The sequence below is a fragment of the Variovorax multivorans genome (genome assembly GCF_051216835.1).
Lineage (GTDB): Bacteria > Pseudomonadota > Gammaproteobacteria > Burkholderiales > Burkholderiaceae_C > Variovorax.
Map to the genome: position 1 here is coordinate 97,935 of NZ_JBPJZL010000001.1, position 16,924 is coordinate 114,858.

Here is a 16,924-nt window from a genome sequence, read left to right on the forward strand (position 1 = left end):
TCGGGAAGCTCAGCTCGACTTGGCCGAGGGATAGATTTCGCCGGCGCGCAGCAGCTCCAGCACGGTGTCGCGCTTGCGCAGCACGTGCGCCACGAGCACCTTGCGCATGGCCGCAGCGTCGCGTTTGACCAGCGCATCGATCATCTGTTCGTGCTCTTCGACGGCGTGCTTCCACTTCGTCTCGTTCTGGTTGGTGCGAAAGCGCAGCGACTGCACGCGGGCGTTGATGGAGCGATAGGTGTTCGACAGCACCGGGTTCGCCGCCGCCTCGTTGATGGCGGTGTGGATGCGCGCATTCAGGCGGTAGTAGCCCGAGAGATCGCGCCGCGAGAAGCAGGCCAGCATTTCGTAGTGCAGCGCGCGCACTTCGGCCAGCTCTTCGTCGGTGATGCGCTTGGCGGCCAGCTCGCCCGACATGCCTTCGAGCATCGCCAGCACCTCGAAGGTGTCGAGCACGTCGGCCTCGGTGAGCTTCACCGCCACCGCGCCTCGGTTGGGCAACAGGTCGACCAGCCCTTCGGCCGCGAGCAGCTTGATGGCCTCGCGCAGCGGCGTGCGCGACACGCGCAGTTGCAAGCACAGCTCGCGCTCATTGAGCTTGGCGCCGGGGGCGATGAGCCCTTCGACCAGCATGGTGCGCAGGCGCGCGGCCACCTGGTCGTGCAGGGAGAGTCTGGAGATTTCGATGATGTCGGCTGTCATGGCTTTGCCTCTTGATTGCATTTTGAATGCAAAAAAGAAGGCTCACAACCCAAGCGAATAAGGGTAAACCATCAAACAAAAAAGCATTTTGAATGCAAAACTGAATGCGAAAGGACAGTCCATGCTGCAACTCGACATCCATCCCACCGGCCGCCACTTCCTCCAGATCCCCGGCCCCAGCCCGGTGCCCGACCGCATCCTGCGGGCCATGAGCCTGCCCACCATCGACCACCGCGGGCCCGAGTTCGGCACGCTGGGCCTGAAGGTGCTCGGCGGCATCAAGCAGGTGTTCAAGACGAAGCACCCGGTCGCTATCTACCCCGCCTCGGGCACTGGCGCCTGGGAGGCCGCGCTCGCCAACACGCTGAGCCCCGGCGACCACGTGCTCATGTACGAGACCGGCCACTTCGCCTCGCTGTGGCAGAAGATGGCCACGCGCCTGGGCCTCTCGACCGAGTTCCTCTCGTGGTCGGGCACCGACGCGCAGCTGCCCAACGCGCCCAGCTGGCGCCGCGGTGTGCAGGCCGAGCTCATCGAGGCGCGCCTGCGCAAGGACACCGAAAAGAAGATCAAGGCCGTGTGCGTGGTGCACAACGAGACCTCCACCGGCGTCACCTCCGACATCGCCTCGGTGCGCAAGGCCATCGACGCTGCAGGCCACCCCGCCCTGCTGATGGTCGACAGCATCTCGGGCCTGGCCAGCGCCGATTTCCGTCATGACGAATGGGGCGTGGACGTGACCATCAGTGGCTCGCAGAAGGGCCTGATGCTGCCGCCGGGCATCAGCTTCAACGCGCTTTCGCCGCGAGCGCTCGAGGCCGCAAAGAGCGCGAAGCTGCCGCGCGCCTTCTGGGCCTGGGACGAGATCGTCGAGATGAACAAGGACGGCTACTGGCCCTACACGCCCAACACCAACCTGCTCTACGGCCTTTCTGAATCGCTGGACATGATCCTCGGCGAAGGGCTCGACAACGTGTTCGCGCGCCACCAGCGTTGGGCCGCCGGCGTGCGCGCGGCCGTCAATGCGTGGGGCCTGCCGATCCAGTGCGCCGACCCGGCTGTGTACTCGCCCGTACTCACCGGCGTGATCACGCCCGAAGGCATCGATGCCGACGCGCTGCGCCGCCTGATCCACCAGCGCTTCGATCTTTCGCTGGGCACCGGCCTGGGCAAGCTCAAGGGCCGCATGTTCCGTATGGGCCATCTGGGCGACAGCAACGACCTGACGCTGGTAGCGATGGTCGCTGGCGTCGAGATGGGCATGAAGCTCTCGGGCATCAAGCTGGCCGGCAGTGGCGTGCACGCGGCGATGGGCCATTTCGCGAACCACACGGCACCGGCCGCGCTGCAAAAAGCCGCATAGGCACGCGGGGCCGCCCCGGCGCGCATCGGACCATTCCCACCCACGACGGAGACCAAGAAGATGCAGAGACGTTCGTTGATCCAGGCCGCGGGCGCCGCGGCCGCCACACTGGGCGTGCCCCGGCTCTTCGCGCAGGAATGGCCTTCGGGGCCGGTGCGCATCGTGGTCGGCTTTCCGCCGGGCGGCGGCACCGATGCGCTGGCCCGCGTGGTCGCGCAGAAGCTCACCATCATGTGGGGCCAGCAGGTCATCGTCGAGAACAAGGGCGGCGTGGCCGGTGTGCTCGCGGCCGACTACGTGGCGCAGCAGCCGAGCGACGGCAGCACGCTGCTGATGGCCCACATCAACAGCCACGCGCTCGCACCCAGCCTGCAGCCCAAGCTGCGCTACAACGTGGAGCGCGACTTCGTGCCGATCGTACTGGTGGGCGTCACGCCCAACCTGTTGATCGCCAACCCGGGGCAGAAGGCGCTGACGGTGAAAGACATCGTGTCCGCCTGCAAGGCCGCTCCCGGCACCATCAGCTTCGGCTCGGCCGGCGCGGGCTCGGCGCAGCACCTGGCGCTGGAGATGTTCAAGCTGCAGGGCGGCGTCGATGCGCTGCACGTGCCCTACAAGGGCAGCGGCCCGCTATTGGCGGACCTGATGGGCGGACAGATCCAGTACAGCTTCGAGACCATGACGGCCGCCACGCCGCACGTGAAGAACGGCCGCGTCATCGCCGTGGCGCAGACGCGCACCAAGCGAGCCAAAGGCCATCCGAACGTGCCGACGATGCAGGAGCAGGGCTTTGCCGGCTTCGAGGCGACCACGTGGTACGGACTCGCCGGGCCGGGCAAGCTGCCCGCTTCCATTGCTCAGAAGGTGAATCGCGACGTGAACACGGTGCTGGCGATGCCTGATGTGCAGGAGCGAATGGACACCTATGGCGCGGAAGACGGCGGTGGTTCGCAGGACAAGTTCAGGCAGTTCATCAGTACGGAGATTGCGAAGTGGGCGAAGGTTGTTAAGGACGGCAACGTTCACGTTGAGAGCTGAACATGCGTTGTTGGGGACGCGAATGCCCCCGGCAGAAACTGAGAAGATCCAGCAAATGACCCCATCCCAGACCGCCCTCACCGACGCACTCGTTGCCGCACGCCGCGGCAACCGCACCCTCGACGCCACGCCCTGGCTCGGCACGCTCGAAACCGACACGCAAGCCTATGAAGTGCAGGACGCCGTCGCGGCCGCACTCGGCTGGTTCGACGGTCGCCCAGTACCGGGCACCTGGAAATCCGGTGGCGGCTCCCGCAGCGCGACGCTCACGCATGCGCCGCTGCCGCCTTCCGGTGTGCGGCAAAGCCCCGCAAACTTCAGCGACCTCGTGTTCAACACGCCCGGCATCGAGGCCGAAATCGCCTTGCGTCTCGGCCAGGACGTGACACCCGCGCAGGCGGCGAAGCTCGATCACGCGAACGCCGTGTCGCTCGTCGATGCCATGACCGTCTCCGTCGAGGTAGTCGACACGCGTTGGCAAGACCTCGCCTCGACACCCGCCCTGCTCCGCCTCGCCGATTCGCAAGTGCATGGTGCTCTCGTGCTCGGCGAGTGGAAGCCCTATGCCGCCGTCGACTGGGCCTCGCAGCATTGCGAAGCCAAGGTCGGCGACACCGAGACGGTGGTGCGCGAAGGCACTCATCCGCTGGCCGACCCCACCTGGCTACTGCCGATCTGGCTGCGTCACCTCACGCGCCACGGGCAGACCGTGCCCGCCGGCACGGTGGTCACCACCGGTTCGTGGGTCGGCATCCTGCCCTGCCGGCGCGGCGATCAGGTGACGGCGGAATTCCCCGGCATCGGCGCTGTCCGCTTGAGCGTGTAGCGCCCGCCCCCCACGCCCGAGCAAGCCACCAGAAAGTCGAGCACCGCCCGCACCCGCGCGGGCAGCGTGCCGGCCTTGCCGATGTACACCGCGTGAATCGGCTCGATCTCGCCGGCATTGAATTCATCGAGCAGAGGTACCAGCCGGCCAGCGTCGATGTCGTGCTGTATGTGATACAGCGACAGCCGCGCCACACCCGCCCCCGCAATAGCCAGCTGGCGCAGCGTTTCACCATCGCCCGCGCGCACCGGGCCGGCCACGGGCAGCCACACCATGCGGCCATCGACACGCAGCGGCCAGTCGGGCGAATTGCGCCGGTAACTCCAGCCAAGACGGTTGTGTGCCTCCAGTTCCTGCGGAGTGCGCGGCGTGCCGTATTTCGCAAGGTAGTCCGGCGCGGCGACGATAGCCTGGCTGGTTTCGCCAAGCCGCCGCGCCACGAGGTCGGACGACGGCAGCTGGCCCCAGCGAATCGCGATGTCGGCGCGTTCGTCCATCAGGTCGACGATGCGGTCGGTCAGCGCAATGTCGAGCGTGATCTGCGGATGCAGTTCGAGCAGGCGCGGCACCAGAGGCACCAGCTTGTGGTGGCCGAACGAGACGCTGGCGTTGATGCTCACCCGCCCACGTGGCGCCGCGCCGGCCGCGGCGCAGCGCTCGGCCTCGTCCATGTCGGCCAGCACGCGCAGACTGCGTTCGTAGAACTCCGTACCTTCGGGCGTGAGCTGCAGCTTGCGCGTGGAGCGGTGCACCAGCTGGATGCCCAGGCGCAGTTCGAGCCGCGCCACCAGCTTGCTCACGGCCGAGGGCGTCATGCCCAGCAGGCGCGCCGCCGCCGAGAAGCCGCCTGACTCGACCACCTGCACGAAGGCTTCCATCTCGCCGGAGCGGTTGACGTCGATGCGCGGCATGGCTGCTTCTCCAATTTGTGACTTCAAATCACAAGTATGTGTACCAGCGGCATTCTAGTCATCGAAGGCTTTCGTCCGCACAGTACAGGGCATCATGCCAATCGCTCTACTCGCCCTCACCGCCGGTGCCTTCGGTATAGGCACCACCGAGTTCGTCATCATGGGCCTGCTGTTGCAGGTATCGACGGATCTTCATGTCTCCATCACGGCCGCCGGCCTGCTGATCTCGGGCTACGCGCTCGGGGTCGCGGTCGGCGCGCCGGTGCTCACCATTGCCACCCGCAAGCTGCCGCGCAAGACCGTGCTGCTGGCGCTCATGGCGATCTTCACGCTCGGCAATCTCGCCTGCGCCGTAGCGCCCAACTACGAAATGCTGATGGCCGCGCGCGTCATCACCTCGCTGGCGCACGGCACTTTCTTCGGCGTCGGCTCGGTGGTGGCCACCGGCCTGGTGGCACCCGAACGCCGCGCCTCGGCCATCGCGATCATGTTCACCGGCCTGACCGCCGCCACGCTGCTCGGCGTGCCGGCCGGCGCGTGGCTGGGCCTGCAGTTCGGCTGGCGCTCGGCCTTCTGGGCCGTCACGCTGATCGGCGTGCTGGCCTTCACGGTGCTCGCGGTGTTCGTGCCGCGCGTCAAGGGCGAGGCAAAGCCTGCGCCGCTGCGCGAAGAGCTCGCCGTGCTGGCGCGCCCGCAGGTGCTGCTTGGCCTGGCGATGACGGTGCTCGGCTTTGCCGGCGTGTTCGTGGTGTTCACGTATATCCAGCCGCTGCTCACGCAGGTCACCGGGCTTTCGGAGTCGGCTGTGTCGCCGATCCTGCTGGTGTTCGGCGGCGGCCTTGCGGTCGGCAACATCCTCGGCGGCAAGCTGGCCGACCGTGCGCCGATGGCAGCCGTGCTTGGCACGCTGGTGACGCTGGCGGTGGTACTCGGCGCGATGCAGTTCACCATCGGCACGCCGTTCACCGCGGTGGTGTTCGTCGGCCTGCTCGGCGTGGCCTCGTTCGCCACCGTAGCGCCGATGCAGCTGCGGGTGCTGGAGAAGGCCTCGGGCGCGGGTCAGAACCTCGCGTCGAGCCTGAACATCGCAGCCTTCAACCTTGGCAACGCGCTCGGCGCCTGGGTTGGCGGCGTGGTGATCGACCACGGCCCGGGGCTGCGCGCGCTGGGCTGGGTGGCGGCGCTGCTCACGCTGGTGGGCCTGGCCATCGCGCTGTGGAGCCGATCGCTCGACCGGCGCGAACCACGCAACGAGCTGGGGGATTGCGCTTCGGCGCGGGTCTGATCCTCTCCGGGGCGGTGAAGGGATTGCAGAATCCCGCATGCGCAACGCTCCCCTCATCACCCGCCCCGCCATCGCCGCCGACGCTCCTGCGCTGGCAGCGTTGTCGATCCAGGTCTGGCTCACCACCTACGCGACCGATGGCGTGAACGACCTGCTCGCGCGCTATGTGCTTGACCAGTTCACGCCGGCCGCGTTCATCGCGTGGACGAACGACGCAGACACCGCCTTGATCGTCGCCGAGGCCGATGCCCATCTCGTCGGCTATGCGCGCCTGCGCTTCGGTGCGCGGCAGGCCCTCGCTCCCCCAGCCAGCACCGAACTCTGCACGCTCTACGTGCAGGAGCCGTTCACCCGCTCGGGCGTGGGCTCCGCATTGCTCGACAAGGCAGGCGCCACGGTCCACGACCGGACGGGCAGCGACGCCCTATGGCTGACGGTCAACGTCCGGAACCAGCGGGCGTGCCGCTTCTACGAGAAGCACGGATTCGCCAGAAAGGGCACGACCTGGTTCGCACTGGGCGAAGGCCGCCACGAGAACCACGTGCTGGGCCGACCATGAGCGGCCGCCGGAATCATCAGTGCTGCCGCGTAGGCGAATCGCTGCGCGCCTCTTCCATCGGCATGAAGAACTCGAACCGGTTGCGCCCCGCCGCCTTGGCGTTGTAGAGCGCGACATCGGCCCGCGCCAGCAGTTCTTCGGCGGTAACGGAGGAATCGGCCGCGCGGTGGTACGCGATGCCGATGCTGGTCGTCGCCTCGATGCGCTGCCCGTCCACCACGAAAGACGGCATCCGGATGCTTTCCACCACCTTGGCCGCCACGGTGGCCACGGTGCCCGGCGCATTCAGGCCCTCAAGCACCAGCACGAACTCGTCACCGGCCAGCCGGGCCACCATGTCGGTGCCGCGCACGCAGCCCAGCAAGCGCCGTGCGTATTCCGCCAGCACCGCATCGCCCACCGCGTGGCCCATCGTGTCGTTGATGGCCTTGAAGTGGTCGATGTCGAGGAACATCAGCGCCATTGCATGGCCGGTGAGCTGCCCACGCAGCACCGCTTCAGGCAGGTACTCGTTGAAAGCCAGCCGGTTGGGCAAGCCGGTGAGCGTGTCGAGCCGCGCCAGTTCGATGAGCTTGTGCTCCACCACCTTCAGCGCCGTGATGTCGAGCGCCAGCGAGAAGATGCCGTGCGTCGCCCCATCGGCGCGCACGTCGGGCACATAGATCACCTGCGTGATGCGGTCGAACCCCGCGCGTTGAGTGCTGGTTTCGAACTCCACCCGCTCGCCGGACAGCGCCCGGGCGAGCATCGGCTGGCGCGACAGGTACACATCTCGGCCCGACACCTCCTGCACGTGGCGCCCCAGCACCTGGACCGGATCGAGCCCGAGCCATTCGCGGCTGGTGGCGTTGGCGAAGGTGATCTTCTCCTCGCGGTCGATGTAGGTGATCAGCGCCGGCATGTTGTCGGTGATGGCGCGCAGGCGCAGCTCGCTCTCGGCCTGGCGCAGCTCCGCTTCCTTCAGCGCCGTGATGTTGAAGGACATCAGGTAGAAGCCCACGACCTCGCCGCGCAGGTTCTTGTCAGGTATCAGGTTGACCTGGAAGTACCCCTCCCTGCCGTGGATGGGTGCACGCACCGGAAAGCGCACTTTCTTGCCGGAGAACAGCACGGGAAGGTAGGGCTTGTGCTGCGCGTACACCGCCCTGCCGAGGGCAGAACGCATGGTCGTGCCCTGCAGCGGCGCGCCTTCGCTCAGGCCCGCCATCTGCCGCGCCCGGATGTTGGCGAACAGGCAGTTCTGCTCGCGGTCGAAATAGCCGACCAGCGCCGGAATGCTGTCGGTCACGTCGCGCAGCAGCTTTTCCTGCTCGGTCAGGGCCCGGCGGATGTTCACTTCTTCGGTGATGTCGAAGGTCATCGAGAACACGCCGCACACCACGCCGTCGGCATCGACGTCGGGAATGTAGTGAGCCTTGAAGGTGCGGTTGCCGATGCCCAGGGCCGGGTCGCCCGATTTTTCGAGGATCACCGTCTCGCCGGCCAGCGCGCGCATGAAGTGCGGCTCCACGAGCGCAAAGTCCGCGGCGCCGCGCACCTCGGGCATCAGGCGCCCCACCAGCGCTGCGTTGTTGTGCAGGGCCCGCACGTGCGCGTTGACGAAGGTGTAGCGCAGCGATGCGTCTACATGAGAAACCATCGCCGGGATGTTGTCGGCAATGGTGCGCACCTGCGCCTCGCTGCGCGCGAGGCTGAGCTCGATGGCGCGCCGCTGCGCCATCAGCTCGTCGAAGGTGCGCGCGAGATCGCCGATCTCGTCGGGGGCGTAACTGCTGCGCGGCTCGGCGGCGGCTGCGGGTGCCTCCTTCGTGGACTGCATGTGCCGATGCAGCTCCGACAGCGGCTTCAGCTGCCGGCGCGCCACGCCCAGGGCCAGCGCGCCCGCGAACAGCGCGAGCACCATCGCCCCGAACAATGCACCGCGCTCGATGGCGTCGATGCTCGCGAAGGCCTCGCTGCGCGGATACATGGCGCCGACGATCCAGTTGGTCTGCTCGGTGCGGTCGAAGGCATAGAGGGCGGGCACGCCGGCATCGTTGATGCCCTCGCTCGAGCCCTGGAAACCGGCCATCGCGCGCAGGATCTCGGCATTGCCGCGGCCATCCGCCTGGACCTGGTTCAGGATGCGCGAAGTCTGCGGATGGTCGACGACGATGCCGTCCACGGTCATCACGAACAGATAGCCGGTCTTGCCGAACCTGACATCGCCGAGCGCGCCCAGGATGTTCCGGTCCTTCAGGTTGATGGCGCCGGAGATCACGAACCTCACCTGCCCCGTGTTGTCGAGCACCGGCTCGGTAATGGCTACCTGCGCCAGTCCGTTGAGGCGATTGCGGTAGGGCTCGGACACGAGGCCGGCCTTGGAAGCGACCGTCTGCTGGAAGTAGGGGCGGTCCTTCACGTTCACCTTGCCGATTGCCTGCACGCCGTTCAGGTTGGCTACCAGGTTGCCGTCCGTGTCGAGGAACGCAACGTTGTCGAAAGCCTTGCGCAGCGAGCCGTGCTTCTCAAGAAAGGCCTGTAGCGCAGCGCCCTGGAGGTCCTGCGCTTCCACGCTGCCGCCAAAGGTTTGCAGCAGGATCCGGCGGCTGCCGAATTTCTGGTCGATCGCATCCGCGATGGCACCCACGCGGGCGACCTCCTCGGTCGCGATCGAGGCGCGCATGTTGCTCTTGACCAGGTGCAGGGCGAAGGTGGCGATGGCGAAAGTGGTCAGCAGAACCACTGCTGCCACGCCGAGGCTCAGGCGCGTGTGCAAACCGAAGCGGATTTTCGAGAAGCCTGTTGGAGTCATTGAACTTGTTCGGAGCCGGTACGTTGCCGGCGGGGAGTTTCCGGGCAGAGTATCGGTGCGTTCCGCGCGCGGAGAAAGACTCCGGGACACAGGCTCCGGTGAACCGCGTGGCGCGGCAGAAAAATGAATTCCTTTGCAGTACTTTTCGCCTTCCAGGAAGGAAACAGCGAGGGGCGCTGGCGTCAGGAGCCCGAGGAATCCGCCGAGCGCTTGCTGGCTAGGGCGCGGCTTTCTTTCTTCAGCGCCTTCGACACCGGGCAGACCGCCTGTACGAAGCCGGTCAGCGTGTTGGCCAGGCTCTCTCGCTGCAGGCTGTAGAACACGAACTGGCCGCGCTTCTCAGCCTTTACCAGCCCCGCGCCTTCGAGGATCTTCAGGTGCTTGGAAAGCGAAGGCTTGGTCATATCGAAGCGCGAGGCAATGTCGCCGGCCGACAGTTCGGTCTCCGACAGGTACGCCAGAATCTTGCGCCGCGGCGTGGAGGCAAGCGCTTCGAAAACTTTTTCCATTGGTTCAGTTTAGCTCGCGAGTAGGCAATTCTCTAATTAGTTATTTAGCCATTTAGCTAAATAGATGGCAGAATGGCCCGAACAGGAGCCGACGACATGCAAGCACCCACCGCCCCCCCCCCCGCGCACGGTTGTCTACTACAACAGTGCCTGTCCCGTCTGTGATGCCGGCGTTTGCGCCATGCGCGAGAAAACACCGGACGCAAGCGTCGAGTGGATCGACGTGCACACCCGGCCCGAAGTACTCGAACCGCTGGGCCTGCAGCTGGAGGACGTGCGCGAACGCTTGCACCTCGTCGACACCTCGGGCGCCACGCGCATCGGTGCCGACGCCATCGCCGGCGTGCTGGCCCTTGCTCCGCGATGGCGCTGGCTGGCAAGGCCGCTTCAGTGGCCCGGGCTGCGAACGCTCGGCGCCTGGCTCTACAACCTCTTCGCGCACCAGCTCTACCGCTGGAACCGGTCGCGGGGTCATTGGTAAACCAAGGAGAAGAACCATGAGCGCAGCATCCAACTTCGACCCCGCCGAACTGGCCAGATTCCAGGCCCTGGCCGACCGCTGGTGGGACCCGCAGTCTGAATTCCGCCCCCTGCACGAGATCAATCCGCTGCGGCTGGACTGGATCGACAAGCTCAGCCCGCTGAACGGCCGCAAGGTGCTCGACGTCGGTTGCGGCGGCGGCATCCTGGCCGAATCGATGGCGCACCGCGGCGCAGACGTACTCGGCATCGACCTGGCCGACAAGCCGCTGAAGGTCGCAACACTTCATGCACGCAGCAGCGCGGCGAACGTGACCTACCAGGCCATTTCCGCCGAAGACCTGGCCATCGGCAACGAGGCGAAGTTCGACGTCGTCACCTGCATGGAGATGCTCGAACACGTGCCTTCGCCAGTGGCCGTAATCGACGCCTGCGCCCGCATGGCGAAGCCCGGAGGCTGGGTCTTTTTCTCCACCATCAACCGCACGCCGTGGGCATGGCTGATCGCGATCTTCGGCGCGGAGCAGGTGCTGCGCATCCTGCCGCGCCGCACGCACGACTACCGCAAGCTCATCCGCCCGGACGAACTCAAGAGCGCGGCCGCCAGCGCCGGCCTCGTGCTGCGGGACCAGCGCGGCCTGGGCTACAACCTGTTCACCCGCAACTTCAGGCTACACCGTTCGCTGCGCGTGGGCTACCTGCTTGCCATGCAGAAGAAGGATTGAGCCATCAGGCCTTCACCACGCGCGCGCTGGCCGTGGAGCGCGCCACGATGCGGCCGTCCGGGTCGCTCAGTTGCGCCTCGAGAAAAGCGATGGTCTTGCCGCGCTGCACGACCCTGCCTTCGCCATACAGCAGGCCGGGCTTCGCGGCCGCCAGAAAAGACACGCTGAGGTCGATGGTGACGGAGTAAGTCTCTTCGCCATTCATGACCCACAACGCCGGCCCCATCGTGTCGTCGAGCATCGCGACGAGGATGCCGCCCTGCACCGCGCCCGCAGGGTTGAGGAATGCATCGGTGGCCACGAAGCTCAAGCGGATCGTTCCCTTTTCCTTGTCGAATCCGAGCACGCGCTGGCCGAAGAGCTCGGCGGTGGGCGGGCGGGGAAGGCGCTCTGGCAAAGGGTCGGTCGTCATTTTTTGCTCCAGAAGTAGAGCGAAAAATCCTATGCCGCCGCTGCTGACAGCGTGGTGTCAGTAGCTGTCAACACATCGACGAGCTCGTCCACGCGCTGCTCCGCACGCCGCATCGACTGCGCGAGCTGCTCGCCGCCGAACTCATCGGACTCCACCGCAGTCTCGAACACATCGGTGATACCGATGTAGCCGAGCACCGAACGCACGCTGCCCTCGGTGTGGTTGAGATGCGCGATGCGCCCGCCGGCGTCGTAGCCGTGGTCGCCGCGCGCGCCGAGCAGCACCACGCGCTTGCCCGCGTCCGCCAACAGCGGCCAGTACGGCACCGCACCGCGCGAACGGTCGAAGCCGAAGGTGCGGCCCACGCGCACGATGTTGTCGATCCAGGCCTTGAACTGCGCGGGCACGCTGAAGTTGTACATGGGCAGGCCGATCACGACGACGTCGGCTGCAATGAGCTGGTCGACCAGCCGGTCGCTCTCGGCAAGCGTTTCGGCCATCCACGGCTCGCGCGCGGCCGGTGGTGTGAAGGCCGCATGGATCCAGCGGCCGTCGACGTGCGCGGGCGGCTGCCGGCCCACGTCGAGGTAGTCGATGCGGTCGTCGGAGCGCGCCTTGCGCCAGCGCTCGACAAAACGCGCGGAGAGGCGGCGCGTGTGCGAGCCGTGCAGATCGGTATCGGAACGGCCCGGACGGGCGCTGGCGTCGATGTGAAGAAGGTTCATGGTCATGGTTTTGATGGATGAATGGATGTCTTTCGTTCCGCGCTGCCAGAATGGCGCGCAGACCTTGAATCTACGGATGCAGTCCTGCCATCACAAACGACGATTTCTCCGCCTATGAACGAGATTGGCTCATCTATTCGCCCTCCCCGCCGGCTGCCTCCGCTGCTGTCGCTGCGCGCTTTCGAGGCCGCGGCCGCACACCTGAGCTTTCAGCGCGCGGCGCTCGAACTCTCGGTTACGCCATCGGCCATCAGCCACCAGGTGCGTGCGCTCGAAGACACGCTGGGCCAGCCGCTGTTTCGCCGGCTCACGCGGCAGCTCGCGCTGACGCCCGCGGGCCAGCGACTGTTCGACGACCTGCGCATGGGCTTCGACATGCTCGAAGCCGGCGTCGACAAGCTGCGCCGCCCCGCCGCATCGCAGGCCGTCACTCTCACCACCAACACCGCGTTCGCCGCGCGCTGGGTGCTGCCGCGCATGGAGGCGTTCCGCAAGGCCAGCCCCGGGGTGGAGCTGCGGCTGCATGCGAGCGATACCGTGGTCGATCTGGCGCGCGGCGATGCCGACATCGCGGTGCGCTCGGGCCGCGGCAACTGGCCGGGGCTGGTGTCGCGCGAGCTGATGCCCGAGCGCTATGCGCCGCTGTGCAGCCCGATGCTGGGCTTGAAGCGCGCAGCAGACCTGCCGAGGCACCAACTGATCCACTGCGACTGGCAGCCACAGGCGCTCGCACCCGCCGTGTGGCCGCGCTGGTTTCGCGAAGCCGGCATCGCACCGCCGAGGGGGCGCGCGATGAAAGCCTCGGGCCTGTCGTTTTCCGACGAGACGCACGCGATGCTGGCCGCCCTCGCCGGCCATGGCGTGGCGTTGCTGAGCCTCACGCTGTCGGCTGAAGAGCTTCGCAGCGGCGCGCTGGTGCAGCCCTTCGGGCCCGCGCTCGAAACCGGCAGCTACTTTCTTTCGGTTGCGAACGGGAGGGAGAACGAGCCGGCCATCCGCGCCGTGTGGGAGTGGATCGCGTCGCAGGCCACCACAGGCTGAGAAAAAGCTGAACGCCAGGCTTGCAGGTCGTTACGTTTCTCATGGAGACTCCGGCACCAACAATAAAGTGAGGAGAGTTCATGACGAGGTTTGCCCGCGTCCCTCTTGCCATTGCAACAGGCGCGCTTCTTGTAGTGGCTTTGACTTCATGTGGAGGCGGCGGTGGAGGTGGTGGAGGCGGGGGCATCGGCATACTCCCCGCCGCGGGCGGAACCACACCGACCACAAGCACCCCAGAGCTGCCGGCACGCGAAGCCCTCATCGCCCGCGCCAGAAGCTACGAACTCAACACGCCCTACGTCCCGCCGCCCGGCGATCCCCTGGAACACAACACCTCGGGCTACGCCAAGACGATGTGCTCCGCCGCGTTCATCACCGGCCTTGACCCCGACGTCGCCGCCGAGAGCGTCGGCTACTTCACCGGCCCTTACGACCAGCGCAAGAAAGTGGGCAAGCCGGTGGTCGACCGCGTCAAGAAGGAAATCCGCATCGCCATCCCGAACGGTCCGACACTGGTGGCGCGCTACTACGGCTCGCAGGGCTGCATCACGCTTCCACCTGACAGGGACGACGTGTTCTTCACGCCGGTGGCGGTGACGAGCGCACTCCCCGATCCCTCGACACAGGCATGGCCCATGGGCGACGTGATGCCCGCCGGCCCCGCGCCCGGCATCGACACGACGAAAGTGAACCAGGCAGTCGATGCGGCCTTCGAGCTGCCGGAGGCCTACACCGCAGCCTTCATCGTCACGCACAAAGGGCGCATCGTCGGCGAGCGCTACATGAACGGCATCACGGCAAGCACGCCGCTCGAATCGTGGTCGATGGGCAAGAGCGTGACCGCGACGATGCTGGGCGTGCTGATGAAGCAGGGCGAGTACCGGCTCGACCAGCCGGCGCCCATTCCGGAATGGCAGGGAGCGGACGACAAGCGCAAGGAAATCAAGATCCAGGACATCCTGCACATGTCGAGCGGACTGCGCATCAAGGCGCCGGACGATCCGGACTTCGACCCCAACGGCACCTACCCCGACCACATCTATCTCTACACCGGCCGCATCAACTCGTTCAACTATGCAGCCACGCGTCCGCAGCAATGGCCGCCCAACACCATCGGCCGCTATCGCAACACCGACCCGGTGCTCGCAAACTACCTGATCCGCCTTGCCGTGGAGAAGCGCGGCGAAGAGTACCTGTCGTTCCCGCAGAGAAACCTGTTCGACAAGATCGGCATCCGCACGATGACGCTGGAGACCGATCCGTACGGCAACTTCCTGGCACAGGGCTACGACTTCATGTCGGGGCGCGACTGGGCGCGACTGGCCAACCTGTATCTGCAGGACGGCATCTGGAACGGCGAACGAATCCTGCCCGAGGGCTTCGTCAAGTTCGTGAGCACCCTGGCGCCGGCCTGGGCTGCCGACAAGCGCCCGATCTACGGCGGCTTCTTCTGGCTCAACGGCGCGATCAACGGTGCGAGCACCTGGCCGGTGCCGACCACGGCGTACTACATGCTGGGTGCGGGCGGGCAGACGGTGCTGATCGTTCCTTCGCACGACCTGGTGGTGGTGCGGCTTGGCTATGACAAGGGGGAGCGCGCGTCGGCCACAAGCCTGCGAAAGGCGCTGACGCTGCTGATGCAGGCTGTGCCCAGCTCGTCGTGAACGTGAAAAGGCCTCCCGAAGGAGGCCTGCGCTGACCGGGTTCCAGGCGGAGCCCGGGCTTTCTCTTCATTCGACCCGCTTGCTCAGGAGGGTCGGCACGACATAACCGTCGCGGTACACGGCCTCGATGCTTCCCTGCACGCGGTCGGTGGCATGCGCAGCCACGAATTTTTCCTCTGTCACGCGATAGACCACCATGGTGCACGACGAGTGCTTGCTGAGGGTGCGGGCCACGCCGGTGGCCTGTCTTAGGGTTGGGTACGTTTCCATGGGATCCTCCTTGTCTGCCTGACAGCCCAAATATTAACTCTTTGGTACTCAAATATTCATCAGGGTATTTTCTGAGCGTCAACGGCCGCCATTCTTGCCCGCCTCTCCCTTTTGCAGGAATCGGATGATCTGGCCATTGACATCCTCAGGCTGCGACATAGCGGCGATGTGGTCCGCGCCCGGCACGATCGCAGCCTCGAGGCCAGGCATCCGGCGCTGCGCCAGCTCCAGCATCGCCTGGGGTTCGTAAAGCTTTTCCGCGTCTTGTACCGCGCCCTGGCTTCCTCGCTCCTGAACTCGGGCGGCCCTGTCATGCGCCAAGGCCTTGGGCGAGCTGACTCAACTGGGGTTCAGACAGCCGGTAGCTGAGCCTGTCGAGAACCCGGCCTGCACCAAGGCCTTCGTAGAACGAGATGCCCCTGTCGTTCGATGCCTTGACGGGCCAGTCGATGCGACAGCAACCGTTCTCGACAGCGTACCGGGCCACCCAGGCCATAAGCGCCCTGCCTGCTCCATTGCTCCTGCCAGAAGCCTTCACATACAGCTCCTTGAGCTGGCAATGCTTGCGCCTGTCGGGAGCGAATTCGACGAGCGAATACACCAGCGAGATGGCCGCCAGGCCAACCACTGCGCCGTCATCGCCTGAAGCCACGGCCAGGCGATGCGGCGACCCAGCCGCCAGGAGGTTGCCGAGGAGGTGTTCTCTCACGGCCTCCCGAGAGACTTTGGCGCCATCGTTGTAGAAGGCATGCAACTCGCACAGCAGGTCTGTCAGCGACTCATGCTGGGCTTCAGAGACAAGTTCAACGTGCATACGGTGTCCTTGAAGGCTCCCGGCTAAACGCGGCGATGCTACCAAGCTCACTACACTGCCCCCCGATGAACAATCCTCCTCGACCGCAGCACGCGCGAGACATCCTGACTTCCTACTTCTGGAGCGGCGACGTCATCCGCAGCCGGAGCGTGAGCAATGTCGTGCTGTCTGCCACGGTCGACGTGCCTGCGCCTCCTGCGCGTCTGCTTGCGGATTGGGAAAGCGAAATCTCTTCGCGCCTGTTCCTGGAACCCGGAGACGTCGAACCGTTGCCCCTGGCCCGGGCGCGTGCGCGATGGCCTGATTACAAGCACTGCGTGCAGGCCATGTCCGACTGGATGCGCACGCTGGAGCTGTCCGAGGTGCTTGCCTCCAGCGACGTGGCCCTCATGGCCTGCCGCGGCGCGAAGTACCACCACGACGGAGCGCAGTACGGCGGCGCGGCCTTCTGCAATCTCTTCATGAGCGAGGACAAGGGGCTGGACCTGCATTTCCCCTTTGCAGATCACCGGATCCCGCTGACCCGGGGCACAGCAGTGATCTTCGACACCGGCCAGCCTCACGCCGTCATTCAACGCGGCAGCAGCGGCTTCGATGCAGCCGACTTCGCGCCCGGGCGGGATTGCAGCCAAGTTTTCCTGACCTGGGAGCTTCCCATCGAGGAGGTCCATGTCGGGCACGCACTGGGAGTCGCCTTCGACATCGATCTTTCGACCTCGCCGCAGCTGGATGAAGAGCAAGTCTGGCTGAACGGCGCGCGGGCCATCGTGTGCCCGGACTCCGGACGATGGCGCAGTGCCGACTGA

19 protein-coding genes are annotated in these 16,924 nt (G+C 66.1%); 10 read left to right on the top strand and 9 right to left on the bottom strand.

From position 1 onward, the window contains the following. Positions 1-9: 9 nt before the first annotated feature. Positions 10-702 (bottom strand): GntR family transcriptional regulator, encoded by a 693-nt coding sequence (locus ACSFCA_RS00445; protein ID WP_435458270.1) that lies wholly within the window; start codon positions 700-702, stop codon positions 10-12. Between the two features lie 121 nt (positions 703-823). Between ACSFCA_RS00445 and ACSFCA_RS00450 the strand changes: the two genes are divergently transcribed. Genes ACSFCA_RS00450 through ACSFCA_RS00460 form a run of 3 tightly spaced genes read left to right on the top strand, consistent with a single transcriptional unit; the run spans position 824 to position 3,929 of the window. Beyond that, entirely contained in the window at positions 824-2,065 is a 1,242-nt protein-coding gene (locus tag ACSFCA_RS00450) for a pyridoxal-phosphate-dependent aminotransferase family protein (RefSeq protein WP_435458271.1), read from the top strand. Between the two features lie 60 nt (positions 2,066-2,125). Continuing rightward, positions 2,126-3,103: a Bug family tripartite tricarboxylate transporter substrate binding protein gene (locus ACSFCA_RS00455; protein WP_093056860.1), complete on the top strand. Its 978-nt coding sequence runs from the start codon at positions 2,126-2,128 to the stop codon at positions 3,101-3,103. A gap of 55 nt (positions 3,104-3,158) precedes the next feature. Then, entirely contained in the window at positions 3,159-3,929 is a 771-nt protein-coding gene (locus ACSFCA_RS00460) for a fumarylacetoacetate hydrolase family protein (protein WP_435458272.1), read from the top strand. Here ACSFCA_RS00460 and ACSFCA_RS00465 read toward each other — a convergent pair. Continuing rightward, entirely contained in the window at positions 3,878-4,840 is a 963-nt protein-coding gene (locus ACSFCA_RS00465) for a LysR family transcriptional regulator (RefSeq protein WP_093056862.1), read from the bottom strand. The two genes, ACSFCA_RS00460 and ACSFCA_RS00465, sit on opposite strands and share 52 nt — an antisense overlap. A gap of 94 nt (positions 4,841-4,934) precedes the next feature. Between ACSFCA_RS00465 and ACSFCA_RS00470 the strand changes: the two genes are divergently transcribed. After that, positions 4,935-6,125 (top strand): MFS transporter, encoded by a 1,191-nt coding sequence (locus ACSFCA_RS00470; protein WP_258354614.1) that lies wholly within the window; start codon positions 4,935-4,937, stop codon positions 6,123-6,125. A 37-nt stretch (positions 6,126-6,162) separates the two neighbouring features. Continuing rightward, a complete protein-coding gene (locus ACSFCA_RS00475; protein WP_435458273.1) occupies positions 6,163-6,684 on the top strand; it encodes a GNAT family N-acetyltransferase in 522 nt (173 codons plus the stop codon). Between the two features lie 16 nt (positions 6,685-6,700). Here ACSFCA_RS00475 and ACSFCA_RS00480 read toward each other — a convergent pair whose 3' ends face one another. Together ACSFCA_RS00480 and ACSFCA_RS00485 are read right to left on the bottom strand one after the other, a co-directional pair. Next, positions 6,701-9,478, bottom strand: a complete 2,778-nt coding sequence (locus tag ACSFCA_RS00480; RefSeq protein WP_435458274.1) for a sensor domain-containing diguanylate cyclase — start codon at positions 9,476-9,478, stop codon at positions 6,701-6,703. A gap of 182 nt (positions 9,479-9,660) precedes the next feature. Continuing rightward, positions 9,661-9,987 carry a metalloregulator ArsR/SmtB family transcription factor gene (locus ACSFCA_RS00485; protein ID WP_435458275.1) on the bottom strand — a complete coding sequence of 109 codons (327 nt, stop codon included), beginning with the start codon at positions 9,985-9,987 and terminating at the stop codon, positions 9,661-9,663. A 64-nt stretch (positions 9,988-10,051) separates the two neighbouring features. On the opposite strand from ACSFCA_RS00485, the gene ACSFCA_RS00490 reads away from it, so the two are divergent. Further along, entirely contained in the window at positions 10,052-10,468 is a 417-nt protein-coding gene (locus ACSFCA_RS00490; protein ID WP_435458276.1) for a thiol-disulfide oxidoreductase DCC family protein, read from the top strand. A 16-nt stretch (positions 10,469-10,484) separates the two neighbouring features. Beyond that, a complete protein-coding gene (ubiG, locus tag ACSFCA_RS00495) occupies positions 10,485-11,192 on the top strand; it encodes a bifunctional 2-polyprenyl-6-hydroxyphenol methylase/3-demethylubiquinol 3-O-methyltransferase UbiG (RefSeq protein ID WP_435458277.1) in 708 nt (235 codons plus the stop codon). A gap of 4 nt (positions 11,193-11,196) precedes the next feature. On the opposite strand, the gene ACSFCA_RS00500 is transcribed toward ubiG, so the two are convergent. Together ACSFCA_RS00500 and ACSFCA_RS00505 are read right to left on the bottom strand one after the other, a co-directional pair. Further along, entirely contained in the window at positions 11,197-11,604 is a 408-nt protein-coding gene (locus tag ACSFCA_RS00500; RefSeq protein WP_258354608.1) for a PaaI family thioesterase, read from the bottom strand. Between the two features lie 29 nt (positions 11,605-11,633). Continuing rightward, on the bottom strand, positions 11,634-12,335 hold the full coding sequence (locus ACSFCA_RS00505; protein WP_435458278.1) for an FMN-dependent NADH-azoreductase: 702 nt from the start codon (positions 12,333-12,335) through the stop codon (positions 11,634-11,636). A 108-nt stretch (positions 12,336-12,443) separates the two neighbouring features. Between ACSFCA_RS00505 and ACSFCA_RS00510 the strand changes: the two genes are divergently transcribed. Both ACSFCA_RS00510 and ACSFCA_RS00515 read left to right on the top strand, forming a co-directional pair. Continuing rightward, on the top strand, positions 12,444-13,370 hold the full coding sequence (locus ACSFCA_RS00510) for a LysR substrate-binding domain-containing protein (RefSeq protein WP_435458279.1): 927 nt from the start codon (positions 12,444-12,446) through the stop codon (positions 13,368-13,370). Between the two features lie 134 nt (positions 13,371-13,504). Further along, entirely contained in the window at positions 13,505-15,034 is a 1,530-nt protein-coding gene (locus tag ACSFCA_RS00515; protein ID WP_435458280.1) for a serine hydrolase domain-containing protein, read from the top strand. A gap of 66 nt (positions 15,035-15,100) precedes the next feature. On the opposite strand, the gene ACSFCA_RS00520 is transcribed toward ACSFCA_RS00515, so the two are convergent. The 3 genes from ACSFCA_RS00520 to ACSFCA_RS00530 all read right to left on the bottom strand — a co-directional run bounded on the left by ACSFCA_RS00520 (position 15,101) and on the right by ACSFCA_RS00530 (position 16,118). Further along, on the bottom strand, positions 15,101-15,304 hold the full coding sequence (locus ACSFCA_RS00520; protein ID WP_258354604.1) for a hypothetical protein: 204 nt from the start codon (positions 15,302-15,304) through the stop codon (positions 15,101-15,103). 78 nt (positions 15,305-15,382) lie between these two features. Then, complete coding sequence (locus tag ACSFCA_RS00525; protein WP_258354603.1) at positions 15,383-15,538, bottom strand: alpha/beta fold hydrolase; 156 nt, start codon at positions 15,536-15,538, stop codon at positions 15,383-15,385. 76 nt (positions 15,539-15,614) lie between these two features. After that, positions 15,615-16,118: a GNAT family N-acetyltransferase gene (locus ACSFCA_RS00530; RefSeq protein ID WP_435458281.1), complete on the bottom strand. Its 504-nt coding sequence runs from the start codon at positions 16,116-16,118 to the stop codon at positions 15,615-15,617. A gap of 65 nt (positions 16,119-16,183) precedes the next feature. On the opposite strand from ACSFCA_RS00530, the gene ACSFCA_RS00535 reads away from it, so the two are divergent. Further along, entirely contained in the window at positions 16,184-16,924 is a 741-nt protein-coding gene (locus tag ACSFCA_RS00535; RefSeq protein ID WP_435458282.1) for a hypothetical protein, read from the top strand.

Bases quoted from the DNA above. Each gene is read 5' to 3' on its own strand.
- ACSFCA_RS00445 (WP_435458270.1), bottom strand. From the start codon at position 702: ATGACAGCCGACATCATCGAAATCTCCAGACTCTCCCTGCACGACCAG.
- ACSFCA_RS00450 (WP_435458271.1), top strand. From the start codon at position 824: ATGCTGCAACTCGACATCCATCCCACCGGCCGCCACTTCCTCCAGATC.
- ACSFCA_RS00455 (WP_093056860.1), top strand. From the start codon at position 2,126: ATGCAGAGACGTTCGTTGATCCAGGCCGCGGGCGCCGCGGCCGCCACA.
- ACSFCA_RS00460 (WP_435458272.1), top strand. From the start codon at position 3,159: ATGACCCCATCCCAGACCGCCCTCACCGACGCACTCGTTGCCGCACGC.
- ACSFCA_RS00465 (WP_093056862.1), bottom strand. From the start codon at position 4,840: ATGCCGCGCATCGACGTCAACCGCTCCGGCGAGATGGAAGCCTTCGTG.
- ACSFCA_RS00470 (WP_258354614.1), top strand. From the start codon at position 4,935: ATGCCAATCGCTCTACTCGCCCTCACCGCCGGTGCCTTCGGTATAGGC.
- ACSFCA_RS00475 (WP_435458273.1), top strand. From the start codon at position 6,163: ATGCGCAACGCTCCCCTCATCACCCGCCCCGCCATCGCCGCCGACGCT.
- ACSFCA_RS00480 (WP_435458274.1), bottom strand. From the start codon at position 9,478: ATGACTCCAACAGGCTTCTCGAAAATCCGCTTCGGTTTGCACACGCGC.
- ACSFCA_RS00485 (WP_435458275.1), bottom strand. From the start codon at position 9,987: ATGGAAAAAGTTTTCGAAGCGCTTGCCTCCACGCCGCGGCGCAAGATT.
- ACSFCA_RS00490 (WP_435458276.1), top strand. From the start codon at position 10,052: ATGGCAGAATGGCCCGAACAGGAGCCGACGACATGCAAGCACCCACCG.
- ubiG (WP_435458277.1), top strand. From the start codon at position 10,485: ATGAGCGCAGCATCCAACTTCGACCCCGCCGAACTGGCCAGATTCCAG.
- ACSFCA_RS00500 (WP_258354608.1), bottom strand. From the start codon at position 11,604: ATGACGACCGACCCTTTGCCAGAGCGCCTTCCCCGCCCGCCCACCGCC.
- ACSFCA_RS00505 (WP_435458278.1), bottom strand. From the start codon at position 12,335: ATGACCATGAACCTTCTTCACATCGACGCCAGCGCCCGTCCGGGCCGT.
- ACSFCA_RS00510 (WP_435458279.1), top strand. From the start codon at position 12,444: ATGAACGAGATTGGCTCATCTATTCGCCCTCCCCGCCGGCTGCCTCCG.
- ACSFCA_RS00520 (WP_258354604.1), bottom strand. From the start codon at position 15,304: ATGGAAACGTACCCAACCCTAAGACAGGCCACCGGCGTGGCCCGCACC.
- ACSFCA_RS00525 (WP_258354603.1), bottom strand. From the start codon at position 15,538: ATGCTGGAGCTGGCGCAGCGCCGGATGCCTGGCCTCGAGGCTGCGATC.
- ACSFCA_RS00530 (WP_435458281.1), bottom strand. From the start codon at position 16,118: ATGCACGTTGAACTTGTCTCTGAAGCCCAGCATGAGTCGCTGACAGAC.
- ACSFCA_RS00535 (WP_435458282.1), top strand. From the start codon at position 16,184: ATGAACAATCCTCCTCGACCGCAGCACGCGCGAGACATCCTGACTTCC.